The organism is Enterococcus sp. AZ095b (genome assembly GCF_051714725.1).
Classification (GTDB): domain Bacteria; phylum Bacillota; class Bacilli; order Lactobacillales; family Enterococcaceae; genus Enterococcus_B; species Enterococcus_B pernyi.
Map to the genome: position 1 here is coordinate 1,709,037 of NZ_JBIOSL010000001.1, position 22,913 is coordinate 1,731,949.

17 protein-coding genes are annotated in these 22,913 nt (G+C 39.8%); 3 read left to right on the forward strand and 14 right to left on the reverse strand.

Annotated elements, in window-relative coordinates; all coding sequences use genetic code 11:
• Positions 1 to 85 precede the first annotated feature (85 nt).
• Positions 86 to 3,763, reverse strand: a complete 3,678-nt coding sequence (gene nifJ, locus IGJ99_RS08175) for a pyruvate:ferredoxin (flavodoxin) oxidoreductase (RefSeq protein ID WP_226076930.1) — start codon at positions 3,761 to 3,763, stop codon at positions 86 to 88.
• 291 nt (positions 3,764 to 4,054) lie between these two features.
• On the opposite strand from nifJ, the gene IGJ99_RS08180 reads away from it, so the two are divergent.
• Positions 4,055 to 4,570, forward strand: a complete 516-nt coding sequence (locus IGJ99_RS08180) for a DsbA family protein (RefSeq protein WP_010735239.1) — start codon at positions 4,055 to 4,057, stop codon at positions 4,568 to 4,570.
• Positions 4,571 to 4,645: 75 nt separating this feature from the next.
• Here the strand turns inward: IGJ99_RS08180 and IGJ99_RS08185 are convergent, their stop codons facing one another.
• The 12 genes from IGJ99_RS08185 to uvrB form a co-directional block, all read right to left on the reverse strand.
• On the reverse strand, positions 4,646 to 4,819 hold the full coding sequence (locus IGJ99_RS08185) for a hypothetical protein (RefSeq protein WP_153829763.1): 174 nt from the start codon (positions 4,817 to 4,819) through the stop codon (positions 4,646 to 4,648).
• A 123-nt stretch (positions 4,820 to 4,942) separates the two neighbouring features.
• Positions 4,943 to 6,202: a hypothetical protein gene (locus IGJ99_RS08190; protein WP_438770746.1), complete on the reverse strand. Its 1,260-nt coding sequence runs from the start codon at positions 6,200 to 6,202 to the stop codon at positions 4,943 to 4,945.
• 319 nt (positions 6,203 to 6,521) lie between these two features.
• Positions 6,522 to 7,334, reverse strand: a complete 813-nt coding sequence (locus tag IGJ99_RS08195) for a hypothetical protein (RefSeq protein ID WP_438770747.1) — start codon at positions 7,332 to 7,334, stop codon at positions 6,522 to 6,524.
• A 126-nt stretch (positions 7,335 to 7,460) separates the two neighbouring features.
• Entirely contained in the window at positions 7,461 to 7,745 is a 285-nt protein-coding gene (locus tag IGJ99_RS08200; RefSeq protein ID WP_023519818.1) for a helix-turn-helix domain-containing protein, read from the reverse strand.
• Positions 7,746 to 7,782: 37 nt separating this feature from the next.
• Positions 7,783 to 8,202, reverse strand: coding sequence for a hypothetical protein (locus IGJ99_RS08205; protein ID WP_010735235.1), 420 nt, complete (start codon positions 8,200 to 8,202; stop codon positions 7,783 to 7,785).
• Between the two features lie 202 nt (positions 8,203 to 8,404).
• Positions 8,405 to 9,340, reverse strand: a complete 936-nt coding sequence (gene whiA / locus IGJ99_RS08210; protein ID WP_010735234.1) for a DNA-binding protein WhiA — start codon at positions 9,338 to 9,340, stop codon at positions 8,405 to 8,407.
• Positions 9,341 to 9,376: 36 nt separating this feature from the next.
• Positions 9,377 to 10,372: a gluconeogenesis factor YvcK family protein gene (locus tag IGJ99_RS08215; protein WP_010735233.1), complete on the reverse strand. Its 996-nt coding sequence runs from the start codon at positions 10,370 to 10,372 to the stop codon at positions 9,377 to 9,379.
• Positions 10,369 to 11,253 (reverse strand): RNase adapter RapZ, encoded by an 885-nt coding sequence (gene rapZ / locus IGJ99_RS08220; protein ID WP_010735232.1) that lies wholly within the window; start codon positions 11,251 to 11,253, stop codon positions 10,369 to 10,371. The genes IGJ99_RS08215 and rapZ overlap by 4 nt, the downstream gene beginning before the upstream one ends.
• A gap of 375 nt (positions 11,254 to 11,628) precedes the next feature.
• Entirely contained in the window at positions 11,629 to 12,333 is a 705-nt protein-coding gene (locus tag IGJ99_RS08225) for an amino acid racemase (RefSeq protein ID WP_010735231.1), read from the reverse strand.
• Between the two features lie 3 nt (positions 12,334 to 12,336).
• Positions 12,337 to 13,602 (reverse strand): D-aspartate ligase, encoded by a 1,266-nt coding sequence (locus IGJ99_RS08230; RefSeq protein ID WP_041684221.1) that lies wholly within the window; start codon positions 13,600 to 13,602, stop codon positions 12,337 to 12,339.
• A gap of 262 nt (positions 13,603 to 13,864) precedes the next feature.
• On the reverse strand, positions 13,865 to 16,684 hold the full coding sequence (gene uvrA / locus IGJ99_RS08235) for an excinuclease ABC subunit UvrA (RefSeq protein WP_010735229.1): 2,820 nt from the start codon (positions 16,682 to 16,684) through the stop codon (positions 13,865 to 13,867).
• A gap of 9 nt (positions 16,685 to 16,693) precedes the next feature.
• Complete coding sequence (gene uvrB, locus IGJ99_RS08240) at positions 16,694 to 18,688, reverse strand: excinuclease ABC subunit UvrB (protein ID WP_019723722.1); 1,995 nt, start codon at positions 18,686 to 18,688, stop codon at positions 16,694 to 16,696.
• A gap of 198 nt (positions 18,689 to 18,886) precedes the next feature.
• Between uvrB and IGJ99_RS08245 the strand changes: the two genes are divergently transcribed.
• The gene (locus tag IGJ99_RS08245; protein ID WP_309296177.1) at positions 18,887 to 20,476 is read left to right on the forward strand and encodes an amino acid ABC transporter substrate-binding protein/permease; all 1,590 of its coding nucleotides are present in this window, start codon (positions 18,887 to 18,889) and stop codon (positions 20,474 to 20,476) included.
• A 1-nt stretch (position 20,477) separates the two neighbouring features.
• Entirely contained in the window at positions 20,478 to 21,215 is a 738-nt protein-coding gene (locus IGJ99_RS08250) for an amino acid ABC transporter ATP-binding protein (RefSeq protein ID WP_019723724.1), read from the forward strand.
• A 60-nt stretch (positions 21,216 to 21,275) separates the two neighbouring features.
• Here IGJ99_RS08250 and IGJ99_RS08255 read toward each other — a convergent pair whose 3' ends face one another.
• The gene (locus tag IGJ99_RS08255; protein WP_438770748.1) at positions 21,276 to 22,907 is read right to left on the reverse strand and encodes a glycosyl hydrolase 53 family protein; all 1,632 of its coding nucleotides are present in this window, start codon (positions 22,905 to 22,907) and stop codon (positions 21,276 to 21,278) included.
• Positions 22,908 to 22,913 lie beyond the last annotated feature (6 nt).

Consider the following 22,913-nt stretch of genomic DNA (forward strand, 5'->3'; position numbering starts at 1 on the left):
ACAAAAACCAATTTTTTTCAAGAAATTTACATTTTCCATTTATTCACCAATAAGTTATTCTATTTCCTTGGATCGTTTCGTTTTATCATTCTTTGGTTTTTCTTCGTTCCGCTCTAGCGGCACGTCTGGCAGCACGTCTAGCTTCTGCTTCCGGATCAACCGTTCGTCCTTTTTTGACTCTCGGTTTTTCGATCTCTGGACTTTCAGTACCTTCTGTCGGTTCGATCTTCGCTTTGATTTTTTCTAATTGACCAGTCATCGCCGCATAGTTGTAAAACCGTTTTTTCGCATCTTGGATCGTTTTATTGAATAACTGCTCCGCTGCCTGCGGATGAATCGTTTCAAGCGATGAAAAACGGACTTGCTTGCGCATGAAGTCAGCCATCATGGTAAAATCAGGCTTTTTATAGTCTAGCGTCATCGGCGTTTTCTTCTTTTCGATCAATTCAGGATTATAGCGATACAACGACCAATAGCCTGAAGCCACTGCTTCTTTTGCTTCTTTGATCGATTCTTTCATTCCACCTAGTAACCCATGAGCAATACATGGCGTATACGCAATGATCAACGATGGTCCAGGGAATTTTTCTGCTTCTTCAAATGCTTTGATCGTTTGCATTTGATTCGCGCCTGAAGCGATCTGTGCTACATACACATTCCCATACGTCATCGCCATCATGCCTAAATCTTTCTTCGAGGCATATTTCCCATTTGCTGAGAATTTAGCGATTGCTGAAGCAGGTGTAGCTTTCGAGGCTTGTCCACCTGTATTGGAATAGACTTCGTTATCCATGACTAAAATGTTTACATCTGCGCCACTTGCCAAGACGTGATCGATTCCGCCAAAACCGATATCATACGCCCAGCCATCACCACCGATCATCCATTGACTATTTTTGACAAATAGATCTTTTTCTTGGTAGATCGTTTGTAATTCAGGAACAGCTTCAAGCTCATTTTCGATTGCCCCACGTAATTTAGCTGCCCGTTGTTGGGTTCCTTCGCTTTCAAACATATGCGCCAACCAATCTTCCATCAATTCACGTAGTTTTAAGGAGACTTTAGACATCACTTTTTTCATCGTTTCTGCTAAAGCTTCTCTTCTTGTTTGTGCGGCTAAAAGCATCCCATAACCAAATTCAGCATTGTCTTCTAATAATGAATTTGACCACGCAGGTCCTTGCCCACAATCATTTGTGGTAAATGGTGAAGCCGGCACTGCTCCGCCCCAAATAGATGAACAACCTGTCGCGTTGGCGATCATCATACGGTCACCGAACATCTGTGTCAATAGCTTCACGTAAGGCGTTTCCCCACAACCGGAACATGCCCCGGAAAATTCTAATAAAGGTTGATTGAACTGTGTTGATAGCACTGTATTTTTGCCTTTGATCGGATTTTCTTTTTGTCGCAAGGTCATCGCAAATGCCCAGTTGATTGCTTGTTTCTTTTGTTCTTCATAGGGCTTCATCACTAGTGCTTTACCTTTTGCTGGACAAGCTTCAACACATAGGCCACAACCAGTACAGTCTTCGACAGACACTTGGATGCGATACTTCAAACCATCTGGCCCACGCATTTCTCGAACAATGAACCCTTCCGGTGCTTCTTCTAGTTCTTCCTCATCGGCTAAGAATGGTCGAATCGCTGCATGAGGACAAACGAACGAACATTCATTACACATCGTACAGCGCTCACTGATCCATTCAGGTACTTCAAGTGCTACTCCGCGTTTTTCGTAAGCAGTGGTTCCTAAAGGCATATCGCCTCGTGTCATTCCGTTTTCTGCTAAGGTCCTCACTGAGAGCTGATTTCCTTCTTGAGCGTTGATTGGTTCAAGGATGTCTCTGATATAGCGATTTTGAGTATTTTTCTCCTTATCAGGAAGCGCCAATGTTGCCCATTCAGCCGGCACTTCGACTTTATGCAACAATTCCACTGTACGATCGATCGCCTTGATATTTTTTTCAACGATCGCTATTGATTTATGACCATAACTCTTCAAGGCTTCCTCTTTCAAAATCGGTAGGACTTCTTCGAAAGGTATGATATTCGCCAACTTGAAAAATGCTGTTTCCATCGCCGTATTGATCCGCCGACCTAGACCTACTTCTTGCGCCAAACGCATCGCATTGATCGTATAAAATTGGATCTCATTTTCAGCTAAATATCGTTTTAAATGGGTCGGTAGATGCGTAGCTAGTTGTTCGTCTGACCAAAGTGTATTCAATAAGAAAGTCCCTTTAGGTTTCAACCCTTTGACTAAATCATAGCTGTGAAGATAAGCAGGGGTATGACAAGCTACAAAATCGGCATGTTCGACTAAATAGGTCGAACGGATCGGTGTATCGCCAAAACGCAAATGTGAAACAGTCAGACCACCTGATTTTTTTGAATCATAGTAAAAATAGCCTTGTGCGTATTTGTTTGTATGGTCACCAATGATTTTGATCGCTGATTTATTTGCTCCAACTGTTCCATCAGATCCAAATCCCCAGAATTTCGCTTGGAAAGTATTCGCTTCAGTCAAATCAAGTGATGGGCCAACCTCCAAAGAACAGTAAGTTAAATCATCAATGATCCCGATCGTGAAACGTTTCTTCATATCCGTTTTTTCTTTTTTCAATTCATCATATACCGCTACAATCTGATCAGGGGTGACATCTTTTGAACCAATGCCATAACGTCCGCCGATCACTTTCAGATGACGTTCTGCATCATATAACGCACTTTGAACGTCTAATAATAAAGGTTCTCCCCCTGCTCCCGGCTCTTTACTGCGATCTAGAACAGCAATTGCCTTTACGGTATTCGGTAGTTTTTCAATCAATGTTTCAATTGGAAACGGACGATATAAGTGGATATTCAAGAAGCCGACTTTACGACCGTTTTGGTTCAAGTAATCAACTGTTTGTTGGATCGTTTGCGCAACTGATCCCATTGAAATAATGACTTCTTCTGCGTCAGCCGCTCCATAATAAGTGACCAGATCATAAGAAGTTCCTCGAAGTTCATTGATTTTATCCATATACTTTTTCACGATTTGGGGCAAACGATCATAGTATCGGTTGATCGTTTCTCGTTGTTGAAAGTGGATATCAGGGTTTTGATTCGTCCCACTGGTCGTCGGCCGATTAGGATTCATTCCACGTTCACGAAAGGCCTCCAATTTTTCTTGAGGAATCAAAGGAGTTAATTCATCATATTCCAACACTTCGATTTTTTGGATTTCATGACTCGTTCGAAAACCATCAAAAAAGTTAACAAAAGGGATTTCTCCTTCTAAGGAAGCTAGATGCGCAACTGGCGCTAAATCCATCACTTCTTGGACGCTGCTTTCCGCAAGCATCGCAAATCCTGTTTGGCGAGCGGCCATCACATCGCCATGATCACCAAAAATATTCAACGCATTCGTCGTCACCGCTCGACTAGCTACGTGAAAAACACTAGGTAAAAGTTCACCGGCTATCTTATACATATTTGGGATCATCAATAATAATCCTTGTGAAGCAGTGTACGTTGTTGTCAATGCTCCGGTTTTTAATGACCCATGTACGACACCAGCAGCACCAGCTTCTGATTGCATCTCTACGACTTTCACTGGTTGTCCGAAAATATTTTTTTTACCTGAAGCTGCCCATTGATCAACCAGTTCAGCCATTGTTGAACTAGGCGTAATTGGATAGATCGCTGCTAATTCTGTAAAGGCATATGAAATATATGCCGCAGCAGTATTCCCATCCATCGTCTTCATTTTCCGCATGTTTCATCACCTTTGCTCAATTTATCTAAATAATCTTTATTATTATACCGTAAACGAACAAAGAAAACCTCCTAATTTTGAAAGAAAAATCACATGCTAAAGATATGACAGAAATGCTTCGACCAGAATCGATAGGTAAAAAATAAAAAAATAGCTTTTCCCTTCTTACAACTTTTAGCTTTTTAATCTAGGAAATGAGAGATTAACGATTCACACACATTTATTTCTTTGAACAAATCATTGTCTTTTTTAGGGCAAAGTTATTACAATAGAATAAAGAGGTGTTAAAAAATGGATATTTCAATTATTGATGCAACAAAAACAAACAAAACTACTGGAATCATGTACGGAAACGAAAATGCACCAAAACAAATGATCGAATTTGTTAATCTTGCTTGTCCTTATTGTCGACAATGGTTTATCGAATCTTATGACATTTTAGAAGAGGCGGTTCAATCTGGAAGACTCTTACGAATCATCAAATTGTTCGACAAAGAAAAACCTAGTTTACAAAAAGGAAATGTGATGCATCATCATATCACTACGACGGATGGAAAAGTCGCATTAAAACAAATCAAAGCGATTTTCGATGCGCAAGATGAATGGAAACAACTTGATTTAGCCGGCATTGCCGAATATGCAACAGAAACACTTGGTTTAACCGAACAAGAAGACCAAGCAACTACTCAAGCAATCATCGATGAAGCAAATGCTGCTCACATCCAATTCGTCCCTACTGTAATCATCGATGAACATATCTTTGATGAATCGATTACACCAGAAGAATTGAGTGAATTGGTTAAATAATTCATCATTTGATCATTCCTTGATGTTCAAAATCAAAAATAGACCGAAAAGCGATTGGCTTTTTCGGTCTATTTTTTATCGTTGTAGTAACGAAGTATGCTTGGTTGAACGAAACTGTTGCGGCTTTTCTTGGAGGACCCGCTTGATATTCTCTACTTTTGCTTGTCGTTTTATTTCTTTTTCTATTTCCTTGAATTTTTTTAGTTTCTCCACATCATTTTTACGTTCACTGATTTTTTTTATGCTCATTTTATTATTGCGCTTCGAGATGACTCGAACTGACTCTATGCTTACCCCATGTTTCATGGCATTAGTGACCTTATCGAGATACCTAGCATCTGCAAGGATCGCTGATTTTTGTTCATCTGTAATTCAATACTTTTTGTTAGATAATCTTGTCAGTCTTTTCAATGATCGCCTTTTACTGATGACTAATGATTTTTTTACCGAAAGTAGCTGCGCAATTTGGCTGTTTGTTTTTCCTTCCCCAATCATCCGCTTAACATCTTGCGTTTGCTCCTCTGTCAAATAACTATTTGTCCGTTTTTTGATATTGGGATAGTTTACTAGATCCGCTTGAAACGTGATTTGATAGATATTGGTCAAATTAGTATTGAATTGCTTTGCGACAGCTTCTGTTTTCTCCCCGTTATTAAGCTTCGTTAAAATCAGGTGATTTCTAATTGCACAAGTTTTATGGTGATCCAAGTTAAGAGAGAGACCAATTTCGGCCATTGATTTCCTTTTTTTTAATTCCTCCATAAATTTGGCACATGCTTCAACTGAAAACAACGTCAGTGGCTCAGTTTTATTCTCTTTCTTATCTTTTTTCATGGGCTGTTTTACTGCTCGATTATGATAAACGACTTTCCGAAGTGCAGTAGTTTTCATATTGAACTTTCTAGCTAAGATCCTTGCTTTGATTCCACCCTCGCGATAATACAAAATTCGCTGATTCCTAAGTTTTCTTAGTTCATCCACAGGTGTATAAAATCGCTTGCTGATTTCTACTAGTGGCTGCCTTTGCTCGAATGCTTGCTCAATATGACGCGTGCGTGTCCGAATCACAAATTTTTGGTTGATATTCAATTGCTGGGCAATGATTCTTGTTGGCTTTCCTAGTTCTAAGCTCGCGACAATTGCTTGTTCTTGTCGATTGACATTTTTTAGCCATTTCTTACTTTCTTTTGTGACATGACCTTGCAAGGCAAGTGGTTGGCTAATTTTCTGACGAATACGTAAAACATCTTCAACTGATAATCGAAAAGTAGTGGCAACATCTTCTGGATGAGTCATTTGTAATCGTCTTAAAATGGCTTGTTCTCGTATCTTTTCTACACTACTCTTTGCCAATCTCCACCTGTGTGCAACTTCTTTGATGGTCAATTTTTGAACTAACTTTTTCTCGATCATATGATTTCGAATAGTAAGTATCTGTTGATGCTCCATATGTAGCTTTTTAGCGAGATCATTCTTTGAAGCACCGTTTATTAGATGATGTTTGATATAGTTATTGCGTACCTCTCGAATTTGATCTAGCGACATATTCAATCGGTGAGCGATTATTCCATACGCGTACCTTTTTTGATCTGTCGTATAATTTCTCTTTTTATAACGAATCTGACCTGCCAAAGAGTAAGGTGATGTTTTTTTATGATATATGCGTTCGTTTTGCGATGTCTTATTTCCGCTAATACGTCTTGTTTTTTTCGATTGCTTGCGTACGTATTTGAAATCTTTTTTTGGATGTCACTACCTGTTTTTCATAATCACTCATTTACAGTTTCCTCCTAACTTGTTTGTTTCATTCTCTCGTTATAGGAGTATTTCTTTGATCGATCTTTCTTTTTTTCAACATATGCTAAAAAGAGAGCAAGGGAATGATTCTACTTCGTCTTGATCAAAAAGAGTGCTAATGCTCTTTAGAATACTGTCCATTACTCGTATCTATTTATTCACGTTGTGTCATCAATTTCGTTTTTGGCATTTTTTCTTTTTGAATAATTTGCTGGATATTGCGGATTTTCGCTTCTTCTTTCACCTTAGTAAGTAGTTCATCCATCTTTTGTAGTGCCTTCATTTTTGCTGTTTTTCGTCTTTCTTGGATTTCTCTCCCCTTGATTTCTTCAAACCTAGTAGCCAAAACGCGGATGGTCGACTCACTAACCCCTGATTTCGAAGAATTCACAAAAGGAGTCATGTAGTTTAGGTCTTGCATGATCTGCTTTTTTTGTTCTTTTGTGACTCGATGCTTCATCTTGATTGTTCCTTTTTGTGATTTCATTTTTGTTTGCACACATCTGACCAGCGAGTCTTTGATTCCTAGTACTTCAGAGATTTCTCTGAGCGTCATCTTGCGATTGAGGCAGTTTCTAACTGTTTGCACTTGTTCAGGTGTCAAATAATCTAAAGTACGTCGTTTGATATTTGGAAATTCTGCCAGATTTGCTCGGAAAATAACTTCACGAACATTTTTGATATCCATTTTGAATTCTTCTGCGACCGCTTGAGTGGATTCTCCACTGTTCAATTTTGTTAATATCCCATGATTTCTCACTTTATAGATCAGGGGGACGATTACTCCTAATTCTTTTCCCAAAGCCTTCGTTATTTTTGTTTCTTTGATTCGTTTCAGAATTTCTTGTCTTGTCTCATCAGACACTACTGAAATATCAAATGTTTTTCGAGAGCTTGCTGTAGTATGATCAAACTTACTAGAAGCATTATTCCGACACAAAATCGATCCAACTCTGGATAATGACACATTAAATCTTTTTGAAAGAAGACTACTCGTTTTCCCTTGATCGCTTTGTATCAATAGACGAACATATCTTAGTCGATAGAGTTCCTCGATTCCAATGTGAAATCGCTGACTGATTTCTTGGCCAGTCTATCCAGCTTCGAATGATTTTTCGATTTCCCGATTACGGATATCAATGACTGCTCGTTGACTGATCATTAATTCTTGTGCTACAGCTTTTGTTGTTTTGCTTTCTTCAAGTAAACTTAGCATCTTCGCTTTGCGTTCCTCTAATTGATCCAAGAGATTTTTGTTCGCGGAAGACAACTCTTTTGTCTTACTATTTGATTCTAGCGAACGTTGCTTGATCAAAAATACTTGTTCCATTGATAAATTGAAATCTCTGGCAATTTCTTCAGGATGTTGTTCTTTCAATCGTTCGATAATCTGTTCATTTCTGATTGAACAAATTCTATTGACTGATAACTGTGAATCTTTTGCTACTTCTGTTAAACTCGATCCTTTTATTGCGAATCTGCAAGATTTGTTTTTCACTCATCTGAAATTCAGCTGCTAATGCTGCTATCTCTCCATTTTTTGCTAATGCGGTATAAATATAATCATTTCGATACTTACGAACTTGTGAGACTGTCAATTTCAACCGATAGGCAATTTTTTTTTGGCTTTTTTGCCCGATAATCTCTTGGATTGCCAGCTTTTTCTTGGTTGTATAGAGGCGCTCTCTGCTGATTTGATACTTGTTCATGATGTCTTTTTCCAACTGACCTGATATTAACTCACGATAAATGGCTTGATCACGCTTTTCTTTTAGGTCTCTTGTAGGATATAGTTCATCTATTTTACGTTTCTTACTTTTATGTGCTTCTTCCATAATGCAATCTCCTCCTCACTATCACTAATTTACATTCATTATAAGTACCTAAACTTTAGATTCAGGCCCATTTTTAAGAAAAAGAAAAAAAGTGGTCTGACATCTATCCTCTTGCTTCGATGGACCCTAAAAGCAAAAGACAAATTAGTCAAACCACAATATGTTTATATTTCCATTAAATGAACAATAAATTCATTGTTCGTTAGGATGCTTGTTCCTTTAATTTTTCAGCAAATTCGTTGATTTTTCGAATCCGATGATTGATCCCTGATTTCGAGATCGCTCCGGATGGGATCATTTCTCCTAGTTCTTTTAAACTGACTTCAGGATGTTGCAAGCGTAATTCAGCAATCTCTTGTAACTTTTCCGGAAGTGCTTGTAAACCCACTCGTGCTTCGATCAATTCAATATTTTCAATCTGCTTTGATGCTGCATCAATGGTTTTGTTCAGGTTAGCCGTCTCACAATTGACTAACCGGTTCACTGAATTTCTCATATCACGCACGATCCGCACATCTTCAAAGCGCAACATCGAATTTGTTGCCCCAATCAGAGTCAAGAAATCAGCAATTTTTTCGGCCCCTTTTAAATAAGAGATATAGCCATTACGTCTTTCTAGTGTACGCGCGTGTAAACCATAGTAATTCAACATATTACAAATATCTTGGTTATGTTGTTCGTAGATCGAATAAATCTCTAAGTGATAACGACTTGTTTCCGGGTTATTGACTGAACCCGACGCCATAAATGCGCCACGTAAATATGAACGCATCTTTTGTGCATTTCCCATGATCTCATCGGAAACATGCCCATTGAACATCATGCCATCCATGATATCCAGATCCATCAATACATTTTTTGTTCCTTGTTTCAAGCGAACGATGTAGACATTATTCTTCTTTAATTTCATTTTCTTGCGTACGAGCAGTTCGCTTCGTACTTGATAATGATCTTTTAAAAGTGAGTAGATCCGTCGAGCAATTGCGGCGTTTTCTGTCTGTACATTCAAGATGAATTGCTGGTTGACGATTCCAAGTGAGCCATTCATTCGTAATAACGCGGCTAATTCCGCTTTTGCATGTTCTCGATGGACTTCCAAACCAGTCAATTCCTTCTTGACTTCAGCTGCAAATGACACGTTATCCACCTCCTTTTCACAAAATTTTTCCTTTAATTACTTTGAGCCAAAGACGATACGAAATAGTTCTTCGACTACCTTTTCACCATCATGGAAGACCCCGCCATTTTTCAACTCTAAAAAGTCTGTCGAAATGACCCGACAATTTTCTTCTCTTAAGCCATTAAAATCATGTGCTACTTGGACAAGGTATTCATCGTAGATTTCCGGGTCCATGTAATCTTTTGGTACTTTTTCTGTATTGACTAAAACAGTATCGATAAAGGGTTGGTCTAAATGTTGATGCAACACACGAATATGGTCTGCATCTGAAAAATGTTCTGTTTCCCCTTTTTGTGTCATGATATTACAAATGTACACGACCTCTGCTTTCGTTTGAAGCATGGCTTCACCAACTTCTGGTATGACTAAGTTAGGAAGAATACTCGTGAACAAGCTTCCCGGTCCTAAGACGACCATATCTGCTTCCATGATCGCAGAAACGACTTTGCGGCCTGCTTTGGCTTCACTTTCGTCTTCTGTATTACGCACGAATACCCGATCGATCGTTTTGCGGTCAAGAGCGATTTTAGATTCTCCGATCGCTGTCGTTCCATCTTTGAAGACCGCATGTAAGGTCAACGGCGTTTCAGAAGAGGGATAGATGTGACCATCCACGTGCATCATTCGAGACAATAGTTGTACTGCTTCATAAGTACTCCCTCTCATTTCAGCAACTGCCGCAATGATCAAGTTACCAATGGTATGATTGGCTAAAAATTGGTCTTCTTTTTTGAAACGGTACTGAAAGATATCTTCGTAAAATTGAGGCATATCAGATAGCGAGACTAACACATTTCTTAAATCTCCTGGAGGAGCCATCGCAATCGACTGTCGAATCTCACCGCTGCTACCGCCATCATCTGCGACAGTCACGATTGCCGTGATATCGGCTCCTTGATTACGTAGACTTTTCAAAATAACAGGTAAGCCAGTACCGCCTCCGACTACAACGATTTTGGGTTTTCGAATTCGGTAAGTTTTCATTTTCATGAGCGGTTCACCGTCTCTTTGCGCTTATCTTTGTCACGATGAGTTACATTGACTTTATATGTTTCACTAAGCGCTTGAGATAACCTTTCTGTTAAAGCAACTGAACGGTGTTGTCCACCCGTACAGCCAATTGCTACAGTCAAACTGCTTTTTCCTTCTTTGATATATCCTGGCATGACTGTCTTTAATAAATCAAGGAATTTCAAATAAAATAATTCTGTTTCGTCAAAGGACATGACGTAATCATAGACTGGTTTATCTTTCCCAGTCAATGGTCTTAAATCAGCGATATAATGAGGGTTCGGTAAAAAGCGAACATCCATTACAATATCTGAATCAATCGGTAATCCATATTTGAAACCAAACGAAACAAACTCGATGCGAAATCCTTGATCATCTTTTGTTTTAAATGTTTGATTGATTTTTTCACGTAGTTGTCGTGGAGTTAAAGTCGTCGTATCAATAATGACCGAAGCTTGTGCTTTGATGTCATTTAAAATCGCCCGTTCCTTACGAATACCTTCCGTTACTAGACCATCCATCGCCATCGGATGTGTTCTTCTGGTTTCTTTATAACGAGCAACCAACTCTTCATCAGAAGCATCTAAAAATAAGACAGAGGTATCGATGAAATTTGTGTTTTCGATCTCGATCAACATACTTTGGATCTCTTCAAAGAAAGAGCGTGAACGTAGATCCACACCAAGTGCCATTTTTGTGACTTTCCCCGATTCCTTGATCAGTTCCCAGAATTTCGGGATCAGTGTTGGGGGCATATTATCGATACAAAAGTACCCCATATCTTCAAAGCTTTGAATGGCCACAGTTTTACCTGCACCGCTCATTCCTGTAATGATTACTAGTTCTAAATTATCAGCCATCCGTATGGCCTCCTCTCTCGTTCTCCTATAAAATTATATCATCCCGGGCGTATCATTGCTAGTTTGAATTCGATTTCTTTTGATTTTATTCAAAGACTGTGAAACAAAAACAAATCACTTCAAAATAAGCACGAAAAGTGAGTGGGACATTAGTCCTCACGCACATTCTAAAACCGAATAAATGGCGAGAACAAAAGTACGCTCTTCGGAAATAAGGCGCCATCCACAAAAATTTGAAGAACAATTTTCGTGGATGGCGTCTTATTTCTCGAGGGGAAACATTTCTGTCTCTAACTCTTTTCGCGCTAATTTATAGGAGCTGAACCCCTGTGGATCAAACTCAGCCCACAACTATTATTACACTCAAAACGTATCTTACTTTCGAGCAGACAGTGCCATCTCGATTGTTCGATCAGCTAATATCGACTGCGCATCGATCACAGGATAAGGATTATCGGAGGCAACTTCTTGCATCAAAGACAATTCTGTACAGCCTAAGATGATCTTTTCACATGCCAATCGTTGAACGACTTCTTCTAAAATCTCAAAATAAAGTTCTTTGTTCAAGCGATCTGCTTCTTTGATTTCATGATAAATCAAGTAGTTCACTTTTTCTTGTAGTTCTTGGTCAGGAATCACCACGTCAAATCCTAACGCTTTGATTTCTTTTTCGTAAACGCCGGCAAGAATACTTCCTTGAGTTGCTAAAACAGCTACTTTACCCGTTGTTTTTTGACGGACAAGCTCTTTTGCCGCTTCTCGTGGCATATGCAAAATCGGAATCGTCGTCTCTGCTTGTAAGTCATCAAAAAAGTAATGAGCTGTATTACAAGTCAAAACAATGAAATTCGGTTGTAGTAAATTTTGTTTTTTGACATCCTCTACTAAATAAGAGACAGGATTTTCTTTTGTTTGATCCAAAATGTAGGCCGTTCGATCAGGAACTGTCGCATGATTGAACAATACATAGTTCAAATAATCCTGATCTTTGGCGGCTTTGACACGATGATTGATCAAGCGTACAAAGCTTTCCGTTGCCATCGTTCCCATCCCACCTAAGATGCTGAAAAAATTCTCCATGAACTAGCCTTCTTTCGAATGAAAGTATTTTTTAAATCTTGGAATATAGTTTCGGAACATATAAGTCATCAATACCCAGCGTTTAAGTGAATGATCTTTCTCATAAAACACAGTCGTTCCATAGCGTTTTTCTTTGATCAACTGCAAGGCACGTTGTTTTTGTTCGTTCTCTTTGGCATAAGTCAAAAAGACTTTTTTAGGCACGCCAAGCCATAGCTTCGCTTGGTCTGATTGGTTCGTTCCGTAGGTCGTTTCCACGAATGGCACACCAAAGACACGGTCTTCTGTTAGAAAACGTGCTAAATTCAGACCATTAAGCGTAACAAAGAAACTACTTCTTCCTTGACGAAGATTGATCTCAAATAATTTATATTCCCCATCTCGTGGGTCATATTTCATGTCGAAGTTTGCAAAACCAGTGTACTCGATTTTTTCTAGAAATGCTTTGATCGTTTGGTAGATCTTCTCGTTATAGTCAGGCATGATCACCACATAGTTTCCGATAGACGCTGGTGTTGGGTCTTCAAGTAATGGATGTCCTAGACACATCATTCGTACTTGATGCTGGTCATCAACGTAGGCATTCAAAACACGCATATTGCTGTCATCCCCAGGAATAAAATCTTGTGCGATCATTTCGCTCGTATAACCTGCTTCATAGATCCGACCTAACATCAAATCAAATTCCTCGCGATTATCAATAATAAACGCTTTTTTTCGTCCCTCAAATTGGACAGATAAATATTCCACACTATTTGCCGGTTTTAGTGCTACAGGAAAATTGAAAGGTAACTCTTGTTCCAAGCGGCCATTGTTCAACATTTCTTTTCGAATGATCAATGTTTTGGGATAAGGTAACTGATATTCTTCACATATCTCATAAAAACTCACTTTATTCACTAATCGCTCGAAAAGTGAATAATCGATATAAGGACATATAAAAGTTTCAGACAGCTCCTCTTTATGCTGAGATATCAACTCGGCATATCCATCGCCACAAGCTATCAGTAAATATTTTTTATTTTTATCCGTATATTTTTCTTTTGCTAAACGTCTCATCGTCTCTATAAAAACCGGATCTTGATCAAATCCTGGAATCACTTCAACGTTTACGATTTTGCTATAGCGGGTAGGCGCTAATTGATTCGACGCATAGGATTGACAAACTGTGCCATATGCCTCGTGAAATGAACGGGCCATACCATAAACGTTCATATCGCTACCTAATAAAATAGGGATAAATTCATTTTTTTCATTACTGTTCATCATTATCTCTCACTAACTTAATAATCTCTTGTTTTTTCTTTTACAATTACACAAGGAATATCATACCATAAAGAAAAAAGCAATCAAAGGAATCTCCTCCGATTGCTCAATTCTTTTTTGAACGGATTGAACTTATAGGAAGTTTTTATCTATACCAATAAGTGTAGAAAGAACTACCATATAAAATATTCTAGAATATTCATGAAAAGAAAACAATACATATTGTATTCTTTTAATATTTTTTTAACTATCATCATCACTTTTATTATTTTCCCATGATTTTTTTCAAATAATGTCCTGTATAGCTTTCTTTGACTTTCACTAATTCCTCTGGTGTACCAGTCGCTAGGATCGTACCGCCACCTTCGCCACCTTCAGGTCCTAGGTCGATCAAATGATCCGCTGTTTTGATGACGTCTAAATTGTGTTCAATGACTAACACAGTATTTCCTGCATCAACCAATCGTTGCAAAACATGCAATAAACGAGCAATGTCATCAGTGTGAAGCCCTGTAGTCGGCTCATCTAAAATATAAAAATTCTTCCCATTAGAAATTTTGTGCAGTTCACTCGCAAGTTTCATTCGTTGCGCTTCTCCGCCGGACAATGTCGTTGCTGGTTGTCCCATCGTGACATACCCTAAACCAACATCAACGATCGTTTGTAGTTTTCGATGGATCTTAGGGATCGGTTGGAAAAACTCAACGGCATCTTCAACCGTCATCTCTAAGATATCCGCAATACTTTTTCCTTTGTAATGAACTTCTAATGTTTCTGAGTTATAACGTTTCCCATGACAGACTTCGCATGGGACATACACATCTGGTAAGAAATGCATTTCGATTTTGATGATCCCATCCCCGCGGCAAGCTTCACAGCGTCCACCTTTCACATTGAAACTGAAACGACCTTTTTTGTAGCCACGCATCTTCGCTTCATTAGTTTGAGCAAACAGATCACGGATATCATCAAAAACACTCGTATAAGTCGCCGGATTACTTCTTGGTGTCCGACCAATCGGGCTTTGATCGATATCAATGATTTTTTCGATTCCTTCATAACCAGTTATCGTTTTGAACTTTCCTGGTTTGGCTGAATTACGATTGATTTTTTGTGCTAATGCCTTCTTCAAGATACTGTTCACAAGCGTACTTTTCCCTGAACCAGAGACTCCAGTGACCGCCACGAACTCACCCAAAGGAAACTCGACGGACACGTTTTTCAAGTTGTTTTCTGTCGCACCTGTGATCTTGATCGCTTTCCCTGTACCTTTTCGTCTTGTTTCAGGAACAGGGATCGATTTTTTGCCAGACAGATATTGTCCGGTCAATGAATGTTTATCCTTCGCAACTTGAGCTGGGGTTCCAGCAGAAACGATCTCGCCACCTTGATGTCCCGCACCAGGCCCAACATCGATCAAATAATCAGCTGCACGCATCGTATCTTCATCATGTTCCACAACCACTAAGGTATTGCCAAGATCACGCATTTTCTTCAATGAACCGATCAAGCGATCATTGTCCCGTTGATGCAAGCCAATGGAAGGCTCATCTAAGATATAAAGAACTCCCGATAGATTTGAACCGATTTGTGTGGCTAAACGAATCCGTTGCGCTTCTCCGCCTGATAAAGTGCCCGAAGCACGACTAAGTGTCAAATAATCAAGACCCACATTTTCTAAGAATGACAAACGATCATTGACTTCTTTTAGAATCGGACGAGCGATGACTTTTTCTTGCTCTGATAAAGTTAGATTTTCAAAAAATTCAACGGCATGTTGGATCGACAACTCATTCGTCTGACCAATATTCGTACCATTGATCTGTACGGATAAAGCTTGTGGATTCAACCGGTAACCGTCACAAGTCTTACACGTCAATTCTGTCATGTAAAGACGCATTTGTTCTCTCGTAAAATCGCTGTTCGTATCATGGTAGCGACGTTTGATATTGGTCATCACCCCTTCAAATGACGTTTCAACATCTCTCACTCCTCCAAAATCATTTTCGTAGTGGAAATGGAAGGGCTCTGAGGTACCATTCAACACGATTTCTTGATGTTCAATAGGTAAGTCTTCAAATGGTGTATCCATATCGATGCCATAACTTTCGCACGCTTGAGCCAGCATTTGTGGATAATATTGCGAACTGATGGGATTCCAAGGGATGATTGCTCCTTCATTCAATGTTTTTGTTTTATCTGGGATCACTAGATCGATATCGACTTCTAATTTGACACCCAAACCATCACAATCCGGACATGCGCCAAATGGTGCATTGAAAGAAAATAAGCGCGGTTCTAATTCTCCCACTGTAAACCCACAGTACGGACACGCATAATGTTCGCTAAAGAGCATTTCTTCTTCCCCGATCACATCGATCAGTACATAGCCATCCGCTAAACGAAGCGCTGCTTCGATAGAATCGAATAAACGAGAGCGGACGCCTTCTTTGACCACGATTCGGTCAATCACGATCGCGATATCGTGTTTTTTATTTTTCTCTAATTCAGGTACTTCGCTAACGTCATAGGTTTCTCCGTCTACACGAACACGAACATACCCTTCTTTTTGGACACGTTCAAATACTTTTTTGTGTTGTCCTTTTTTCTTTACCACGATCGGTGCTAAAATTTGGATCTTCGTCCGATCAGACAGTTCTAGCACTTTGTCCACCATTTGTTCGACGGATTGACTGGTGATCTCGATATGGTCATTTGGACAGATCGGATGACCGACCCGAGCAAACAACAAACGTAAATAATCATTGATCTCTGTGACTGTCCCTACGGTAGAACGAGGGTTTTTACTGGTTGTTTTTTGATCGATCGAGATTGCTGGGCTAAGTCCATCAATACTATCGACATCCGGTTTATCCATTTGCCCCAAAAATTGACGGGCATACGCAGATAAACTTTCAACATATCGGCGTTGTCCCTCTGCGTATAATGTGTCAAAAGCAAGTGAACTTTTCCCTGAACCGGATAATCCGGTGACGACCACGAATTTATCACGTGGGATCGTCACATCGATATTCTTCAAATTGTGCGCTCTTGCGCCATGAATAATAATTTTATCGTTAGCCATGTTTACCCCCTACTCAGATGCTTTTAATTCAAGAATCATATCACGCACATTGGCTGCAGTCTCGAAATCCAATGCTTTCGCTGCATCTTTCATTTCTTTTTCTAGTTTCATCAATAGTGTTGCTTTTTCTTCTCTTGTCATCTCTTCATAAGAAACTTGTACCGTTTCTTTTGCATCATCTTCTGATTCTTTCGTAATCGAGATCAAGTCTCGGATTTCTTTGATGATCGTTTTCGGAACAATACCATGTTCCTCATTGTATTGTTGCTGGATACTACGACGTCTTGACGTTTCGTCCATGGCCAAACGCATAGAATCAGTGACTCTGTCCGCATACATGATGACTTTACCTTCTGAGTTACGTGCCGCACGTCCGATGGTTTGGACTAACGAACGTTCACTTCGTAAGAACCCTTCTTTATCGGCATCTAAAATAGCGACTAACGATACTTCAGGGACATCTAATCCTTCACGTAGTAAGTTGATACCAACTAATACATCGAACTCACCTAAACGAAGGTCGCGAATGATCTCTGTTCGTTCTAATGTTTTGATATCACTATGCAAGTATTTCACTTTGATCCCTAACTCTTTGAAGTAATCGGTCAAGTCTTCTGACATCTTTTTCGTCAACGTGGTCACGAACACCCGTTGATCTTTTTCGACCCGCTCATTGATCTCACCAACTAGATCATCGATTTGACCCATGATCGGTCGTACTTCGATGACTGGGTCTAATAATCCTGTTGGTCGAATGATTTGTTGGACCACTGTGTCTGTTTGTTCGTACTCATAAGGTCCAGGAGTAGCTGAAACATAGACGATCTGGTTGACATGTTTCTCAAATTCTTCTAGACGCAAAGGACGGTTATCTAGTGCAGATGGCAAGCGGAAGCCATAATCGACTAGCATTTGTTTTCTCGCACGGTCTCCGTTATACATTCCACGGATCTGTGGCATCGTCACATGAGATTCATCAATGACCATCAGCGCATCCTCAGGGAAGAAATCTAATAACGTATACGGCGGTTCGCCTTCTTTACGACCATCCATATGACGTGAATAGTTTTCGATCCCTGAAGTATAGCCCATCTCTAACATCATCTCGATGTCATAGTTCGTCCGTTGTTCTAAGCGTTGCGCCTCTAGTAATTTGTTCTCATTACGTAACACAGTCAAGCGTTGTTCCAGTTCTGCTTTGATATTTGCGACCGCATGTTCCATATGATCGTCATCGGTCACAAAGTGAGTGGCTGGGAAAATAGCGACGTGCTCTGTTTCGCCTAATACTTCACCTGTCAACGCATTCACCTCACGGATTCTTTCGACCTCATCACCAAAAAATTCCACGCGTAATGCTCGCTCATCACGTGAAGCCGGAAAGATCTCCACGACATCACCACGCACTCGAAAACGACCGCGCTGAAAATCAATATCGTTTCGCTCAAATTGGATGCTAACTAGATCTCGGATCAATTGATTACGGTCCATCTCCGCACCTTGTCTGATCGACACGACTTGTTTTTGATATTCGAATGGTGAACCTAATCCAAAAATACAAGAAACCGAAGCAATCACGATCACGTCATTTCGTTCTAACAATGAACTTGTGGCGGAATGACGCAATTTATCGATTTCATCGTTGACACTTGAATCTTTTTCAATGTACGTATCACTCGAAGGTACATAGGCTTCTGGTTGATAATAATCATAGTAAGAAACAAAATATTCGACCGCATTATTCGGAAAGAACTCTTTGAATTCCCCATATAATTGGCCAGCTAGTGTCTTATTATGTGCAATGATCAAAGTTGGTTTATTTACTTTTTCGATCAAATTAGATATCGTATAGGTTTTCCCTGTTCCGGTCGCACCTAATAAAATCTGCGCTTTTTTACCCTCATTTACACCTTCGACCAACTGCTTGATCGCTTCTGGTTGATCGCCGGCTGGTTGGTATTTTGACACCAACTCGAAATGACGGGAGGTATCTCTTTCAATCATTGTTCGTCCTCCTTTTCGTTCATTCCTTCTCTCATTTCATCAAAAAAAAGAAAAGGAAAGCAAAGGCATTCCTTGTTCTTCTATTATATCACGGCGAACATACTTTCGCCAATTGAAAGTTTCAGATCTTATAGTTCATCTCTTTCTTTTATTACATGTCACATTTTCTTACATACTATGTAATAAACTGCTACTTTTTTGAATTATTTTTTCTTGGAATCTTGTGTTAGGAATATCTTTTCGCCTATAATAGTTAAATATGGAAATTATCGAAATTTATATAGGAGGTTATTTATGAAAAAAAGAAACATGTTACAGACATTCCTTTTCATAATGACAGGACTTGTTACATTCGCTCTGCACACGCCTGTGCAAGCTGATGAGACGCAATCGACTACAGCAACTAGCGAGACGATGCAAAAAATAGAACCTAAAAAAGACGTTTATGTGATTGCAAGTGATTCGGCCTTCGCTCCATTCGAGTATCAAAATGCGGATGGCGAATATGTGGGGATCGATGTCAGCTTAATGGAAGCTATCTCAGAAATGCATGGGTTCAATATCCGCATGGACTTCCGCGGTTTCTCTGCTGCGTTACAAGCATTGGAATCTGGACAAGCAGATGGAATGATCGCGGGGATGACGATTACAGATGAACGTAAAAAAACGTTTGATTTTTCAGACCCTTATTTCCAAAGTGGTATCCAAATCGCAGTCAAAAAAGGTAATACTTCGATCAAGTCTTATGAAGACTTAGATGGAAAAACAGTCGGTGCGAAAGTCGGTACCGAAAGTGCAGATTTCTTGGTCGCTAACCAAGAGAAATATGGCTACGAAATCAAATATTTCGATGCTGCAGATCAACTATATGACAGTTTGAGAGTCGGAGCAATTGACGCAATGATGGATGACTATCCAGTAATCGGTTATGCGATCAAAAATGGTCAGGAATTAGAAACGCCGATCGAACGAGAAACTGGTGGCTCTTATGGTTTCGCAGTGAAAAAAGGAGAAAATCCTGAATTATTACAAATGTTCAACGAAGGATTAAAAGAATTAAAACGAACAGGTCAATATGATGAGATCATCAATCAATACATCTCTACAGACGAAAGTGCAGCAGCACCAGCTGTTGATGAATCGACATTGACTGGCTTGATCCAAAACAATTACAAAGCGCTATTGAAAGGCTTATGGCAAACGATCCTATTAACCTTGATTTCATTTGCACTAGCTTTAGTTGTCGGCGTAATCTTCGGTCTTTTCAGTGTTGCACCGATCCGCGCCTTACGAACAGTTGCCAGCATCTATGTAGATATCATTCGTGGAATCCCGATGATGGTACTTGCTTTCTTCATCTTTTTCGGTCTACCAAGTATCGTCGGCTTTACGATTCCTGACTTTATTGCAGGGATCATTACATTGACCTTGAACGCGAGTGCCTATATCGCTGAAATCGTACGTGGTGGGATCAATGCAGTTCCAACAGGACAAATGGAAGCTTCACGAAGTTTAGGTCTGTCTTATAACCGTACGATGCAAAAAATCATTTTACCACAAGCATTTAAAATCATGATTCCATCGTTTGTCAACCAATTCGTGATCTCATTGAAAGATACGACGATCATTTCAGCGATCGGTGTGGTCGAGTTGTTACAAACTGGACGAATCATCGTTGCTCGGACCACTCAAAGTACGTATGTTTACTTGATCATCGCAGTAATGTACTTGATCTTGATCACTGCATTGACGAAATTCGCGAAAGTTTTAGAAAAGAAGGTGAAATAAGATGACAGAAAAAATCTTAGTCGAACATCTTGTAAAAAAATATGGAGACAATACTGTCTTGAACGACATCAACGTGTCGATCAATGAAGGCGATGTTGTTTGTGTGATCGGACCTTCTGGTTCAGGTAAAAGTACTTTTTTACGTTGTTTGAACCGTTTAGAAGATCCGACATCCGGTGATATCATCATTGATGGTGCTCATTTGATGGATAAAAACACAGATATCAACTTAGTAAGACAACATATTGGCATGGTATTCCAGCATTTCAATCTTTTCCCACATCTTTCTGTGTTGGAAAACATCGTTTTAGCACCGATGGATCTAAAGAAACTCTCTCGTGAGGAAGCAGAGAAAAAAGCAATCAAATTGTTAGAAACAGTTGGTTTAGAAGACAAAAAAGATATGTACCCAGATAACTTATCTGGTGGACAAAAACAACGGGTTGCTATCGCTCGTGCATTAGCTATGAATCCCGATATCATGCTCTTTGATGAACCTACTTCAGCCTTGGACCCAGAAATGGTCGGCGATGTATTGAATGTCATGAAAAAATTAGCGAAACAAGGAATGACTATGGTCATCGTGACACATGAAATGGGCTTTGCTAAAGAAGTCGCTAACCGTGTCATGTTTATAGATGGCGGCAACTTCCTTGAAGATGGCACACCACAACAAATCTTTGAAAATCCGCAAAATGAGCGAACGAAAGATTTCTTGGATAAAGTATTAGATATCTGATCGACTAAAAAAGGCCTCTAAGAACGTCTGGAAAAACCAAGCGTCCTTAGGGGCTTTTTACTATTGATTTTTAACGAATGTTACATGATCCACCGATACCCATCCTTGCGCTTTTGCATCAACATAAATGCCAATCTCACTCGTGCCTGAAGTAACCGGGATATCTTTGATCGTTACCTTCGTCCACTCGCCACTTTTAGTGATCGAAGTCTTCAGTTCTTTCCCACCATGATTTTTGACATACACCTGACTAGTGGTCAAATCGCCGCCTGCCATAGTATAAGCAGTTAATGTGTAGGTTCCCTTGCTTAATCCATTAACCGTTTGATATATCGACATTTGATACGCTTGATCATCCCAAAAGGTTGCTTTATACGTTCCGGAAAACCCACCAGTTTCAGTTTTCAATGTATCGATTGCTGCACCATTGCCTCGCCACACCGACCAATTGGACGGTGCGTTCGTGAAACCGTCATTTTCAAAACTAGGATTTTTCAGAAGATTTTGCTGTCTCCCGGCTTCTTGAAACGCCTTTAAGCTGGGAAGTGCTTGCCCATTGAAATCAAACATCGCTTGGTTGTCCCACTCATTTCCTGTTTGAGATTGTACGCCTAGATAGTTCATTCCAGCAGCTGTTGCCCAAGAGATATTGCCGTTATACCATAGAGGTTCCCAGTAGAAGAATCCGTTTCCTTTCTCATTTGGCACGGTTTGGATACGGGTCACCAAATCATTCAAATATTCTCTTTGTCCTGCTGGTGTTGCCGCATAGCCTCCTGCAATTTCCTGTTCAGGTCCAAAAGCATTGGGCATACTATCCGCACTGGCAGTTGTGTGTCCATACGCAGTCTCTACCACATTGACTTCTTTATCATATCTGGCACTGATCGTGTTCATTGTTGTTTGTAAGGCATTCATCGAGCCATGCCAATAAGGATAATAGGACAGGCCGATCAAATCGTAATCCACCCCACGTTTTGTAATCTCATCAAACCACCAAGTAAATACATCTGTATCTCCACCATCAGCTAAATGTAGCATGATCGGCGTGTCGACTGGTTGTGTTTCTTTTACTCCCCGAATCCCAGACTTCAAGAAAGTGGCTAATCGATCAAACTCGCCACCACCTTCCCCCCATGATTTCCCATGTGGCCAAAGCATGCCGCTATTCAATTCATTACCTATCTGGACCATATCAGGATATACGCCATTGTTTTTCATTTCTGTCAATACACTTTTCGTATAACCGTATAAGGCTGCATCAAGTTGCTCAAAGCTATAGTTTTCCCATGCTTTCGGTAGGTTTTGTTTGCCAGGGTCCACCCAGAAATCACTATAATGAAAATCAAGTAACACTTTCAATCCTAGGTTTTTCGCACGTTTCGCCAAAGCAATCGTTGTTTTCAAATCATTCGTGCCTGCACCATATGAATTCCCTTGATCATCATAAGGATCTTGCCATAATCGCAAACGAACATAGTTGACGCCATTGTTCTTTAGAATCTGTAATGCATCTTTTTCCACACCATTTTCGTAATATCCTGCACCAGATTTTTCCATATCTGCTAATATCGAGATATCTGCTCCTCGTATCAATTCCTTTGCCTCCACTTGCTTTGTGCCTAATACTACACTGACTAATGAAACAAATAATCCGACAACCAACACTCGCCAACCTTTTACTTTGTTCATTTAACG

Excerpts from the sequence above, each read along its gene's own strand:
- uvrB (WP_019723722.1), bottom strand. The coding sequence starts at position 18,688 with ATGATTGAAAGAGATACCTCCCGTCATTTCGAGTTGGTGTCAAAATAC.
- uvrA (WP_010735229.1), bottom strand. The coding sequence starts at position 16,684 with ATGGCTAACGATAAAATTATTATTCATGGCGCAAGAGCGCACAATTTG.
- IGJ99_RS08255 (WP_438770748.1), bottom strand. The coding sequence starts at position 22,907 with ATGAACAAAGTAAAAGGTTGGCGAGTGTTGGTTGTCGGATTATTTGTT.
- rapZ (WP_010735232.1), bottom strand. The coding sequence starts at position 11,253 with ATGGCTGATAATTTAGAACTAGTAATCATTACAGGAATGAGCGGTGCA.
- IGJ99_RS08230 (WP_041684221.1), bottom strand. The coding sequence starts at position 13,602 with ATGATGAACAGTAATGAAAAAAATGAATTTATCCCTATTTTATTAGGT.
- IGJ99_RS08225 (WP_010735231.1), bottom strand. The coding sequence starts at position 12,333 with ATGGAGAATTTTTTCAGCATCTTAGGTGGGATGGGAACGATGGCAACG.
- IGJ99_RS08250 (WP_019723724.1), top strand. The coding sequence starts at position 20,478 with ATGACAGAAAAAATCTTAGTCGAACATCTTGTAAAAAAATATGGAGAC.
- nifJ (WP_226076930.1), bottom strand. The coding sequence starts at position 3,763 with ATGCGGAAAATGAAGACGATGGATGGGAATACTGCTGCGGCATATATT.
- IGJ99_RS08205 (WP_010735235.1), bottom strand. The coding sequence starts at position 8,202 with ATGGAAGAAGCACATAAAAGTAAGAAACGTAAAATAGATGAACTATAT.
- IGJ99_RS08180 (WP_010735239.1), top strand. The coding sequence starts at position 4,055 with ATGGATATTTCAATTATTGATGCAACAAAAACAAACAAAACTACTGGA.
- IGJ99_RS08215 (WP_010735233.1), bottom strand. The coding sequence starts at position 10,372 with ATGAAAATGAAAACTTACCGAATTCGAAAACCCAAAATCGTTGTAGTC.
- IGJ99_RS08185 (WP_153829763.1), bottom strand. The coding sequence starts at position 4,819 with ATGAGCATAAAAAAAATCAGTGAACGTAAAAATGATGTGGAGAAACTA.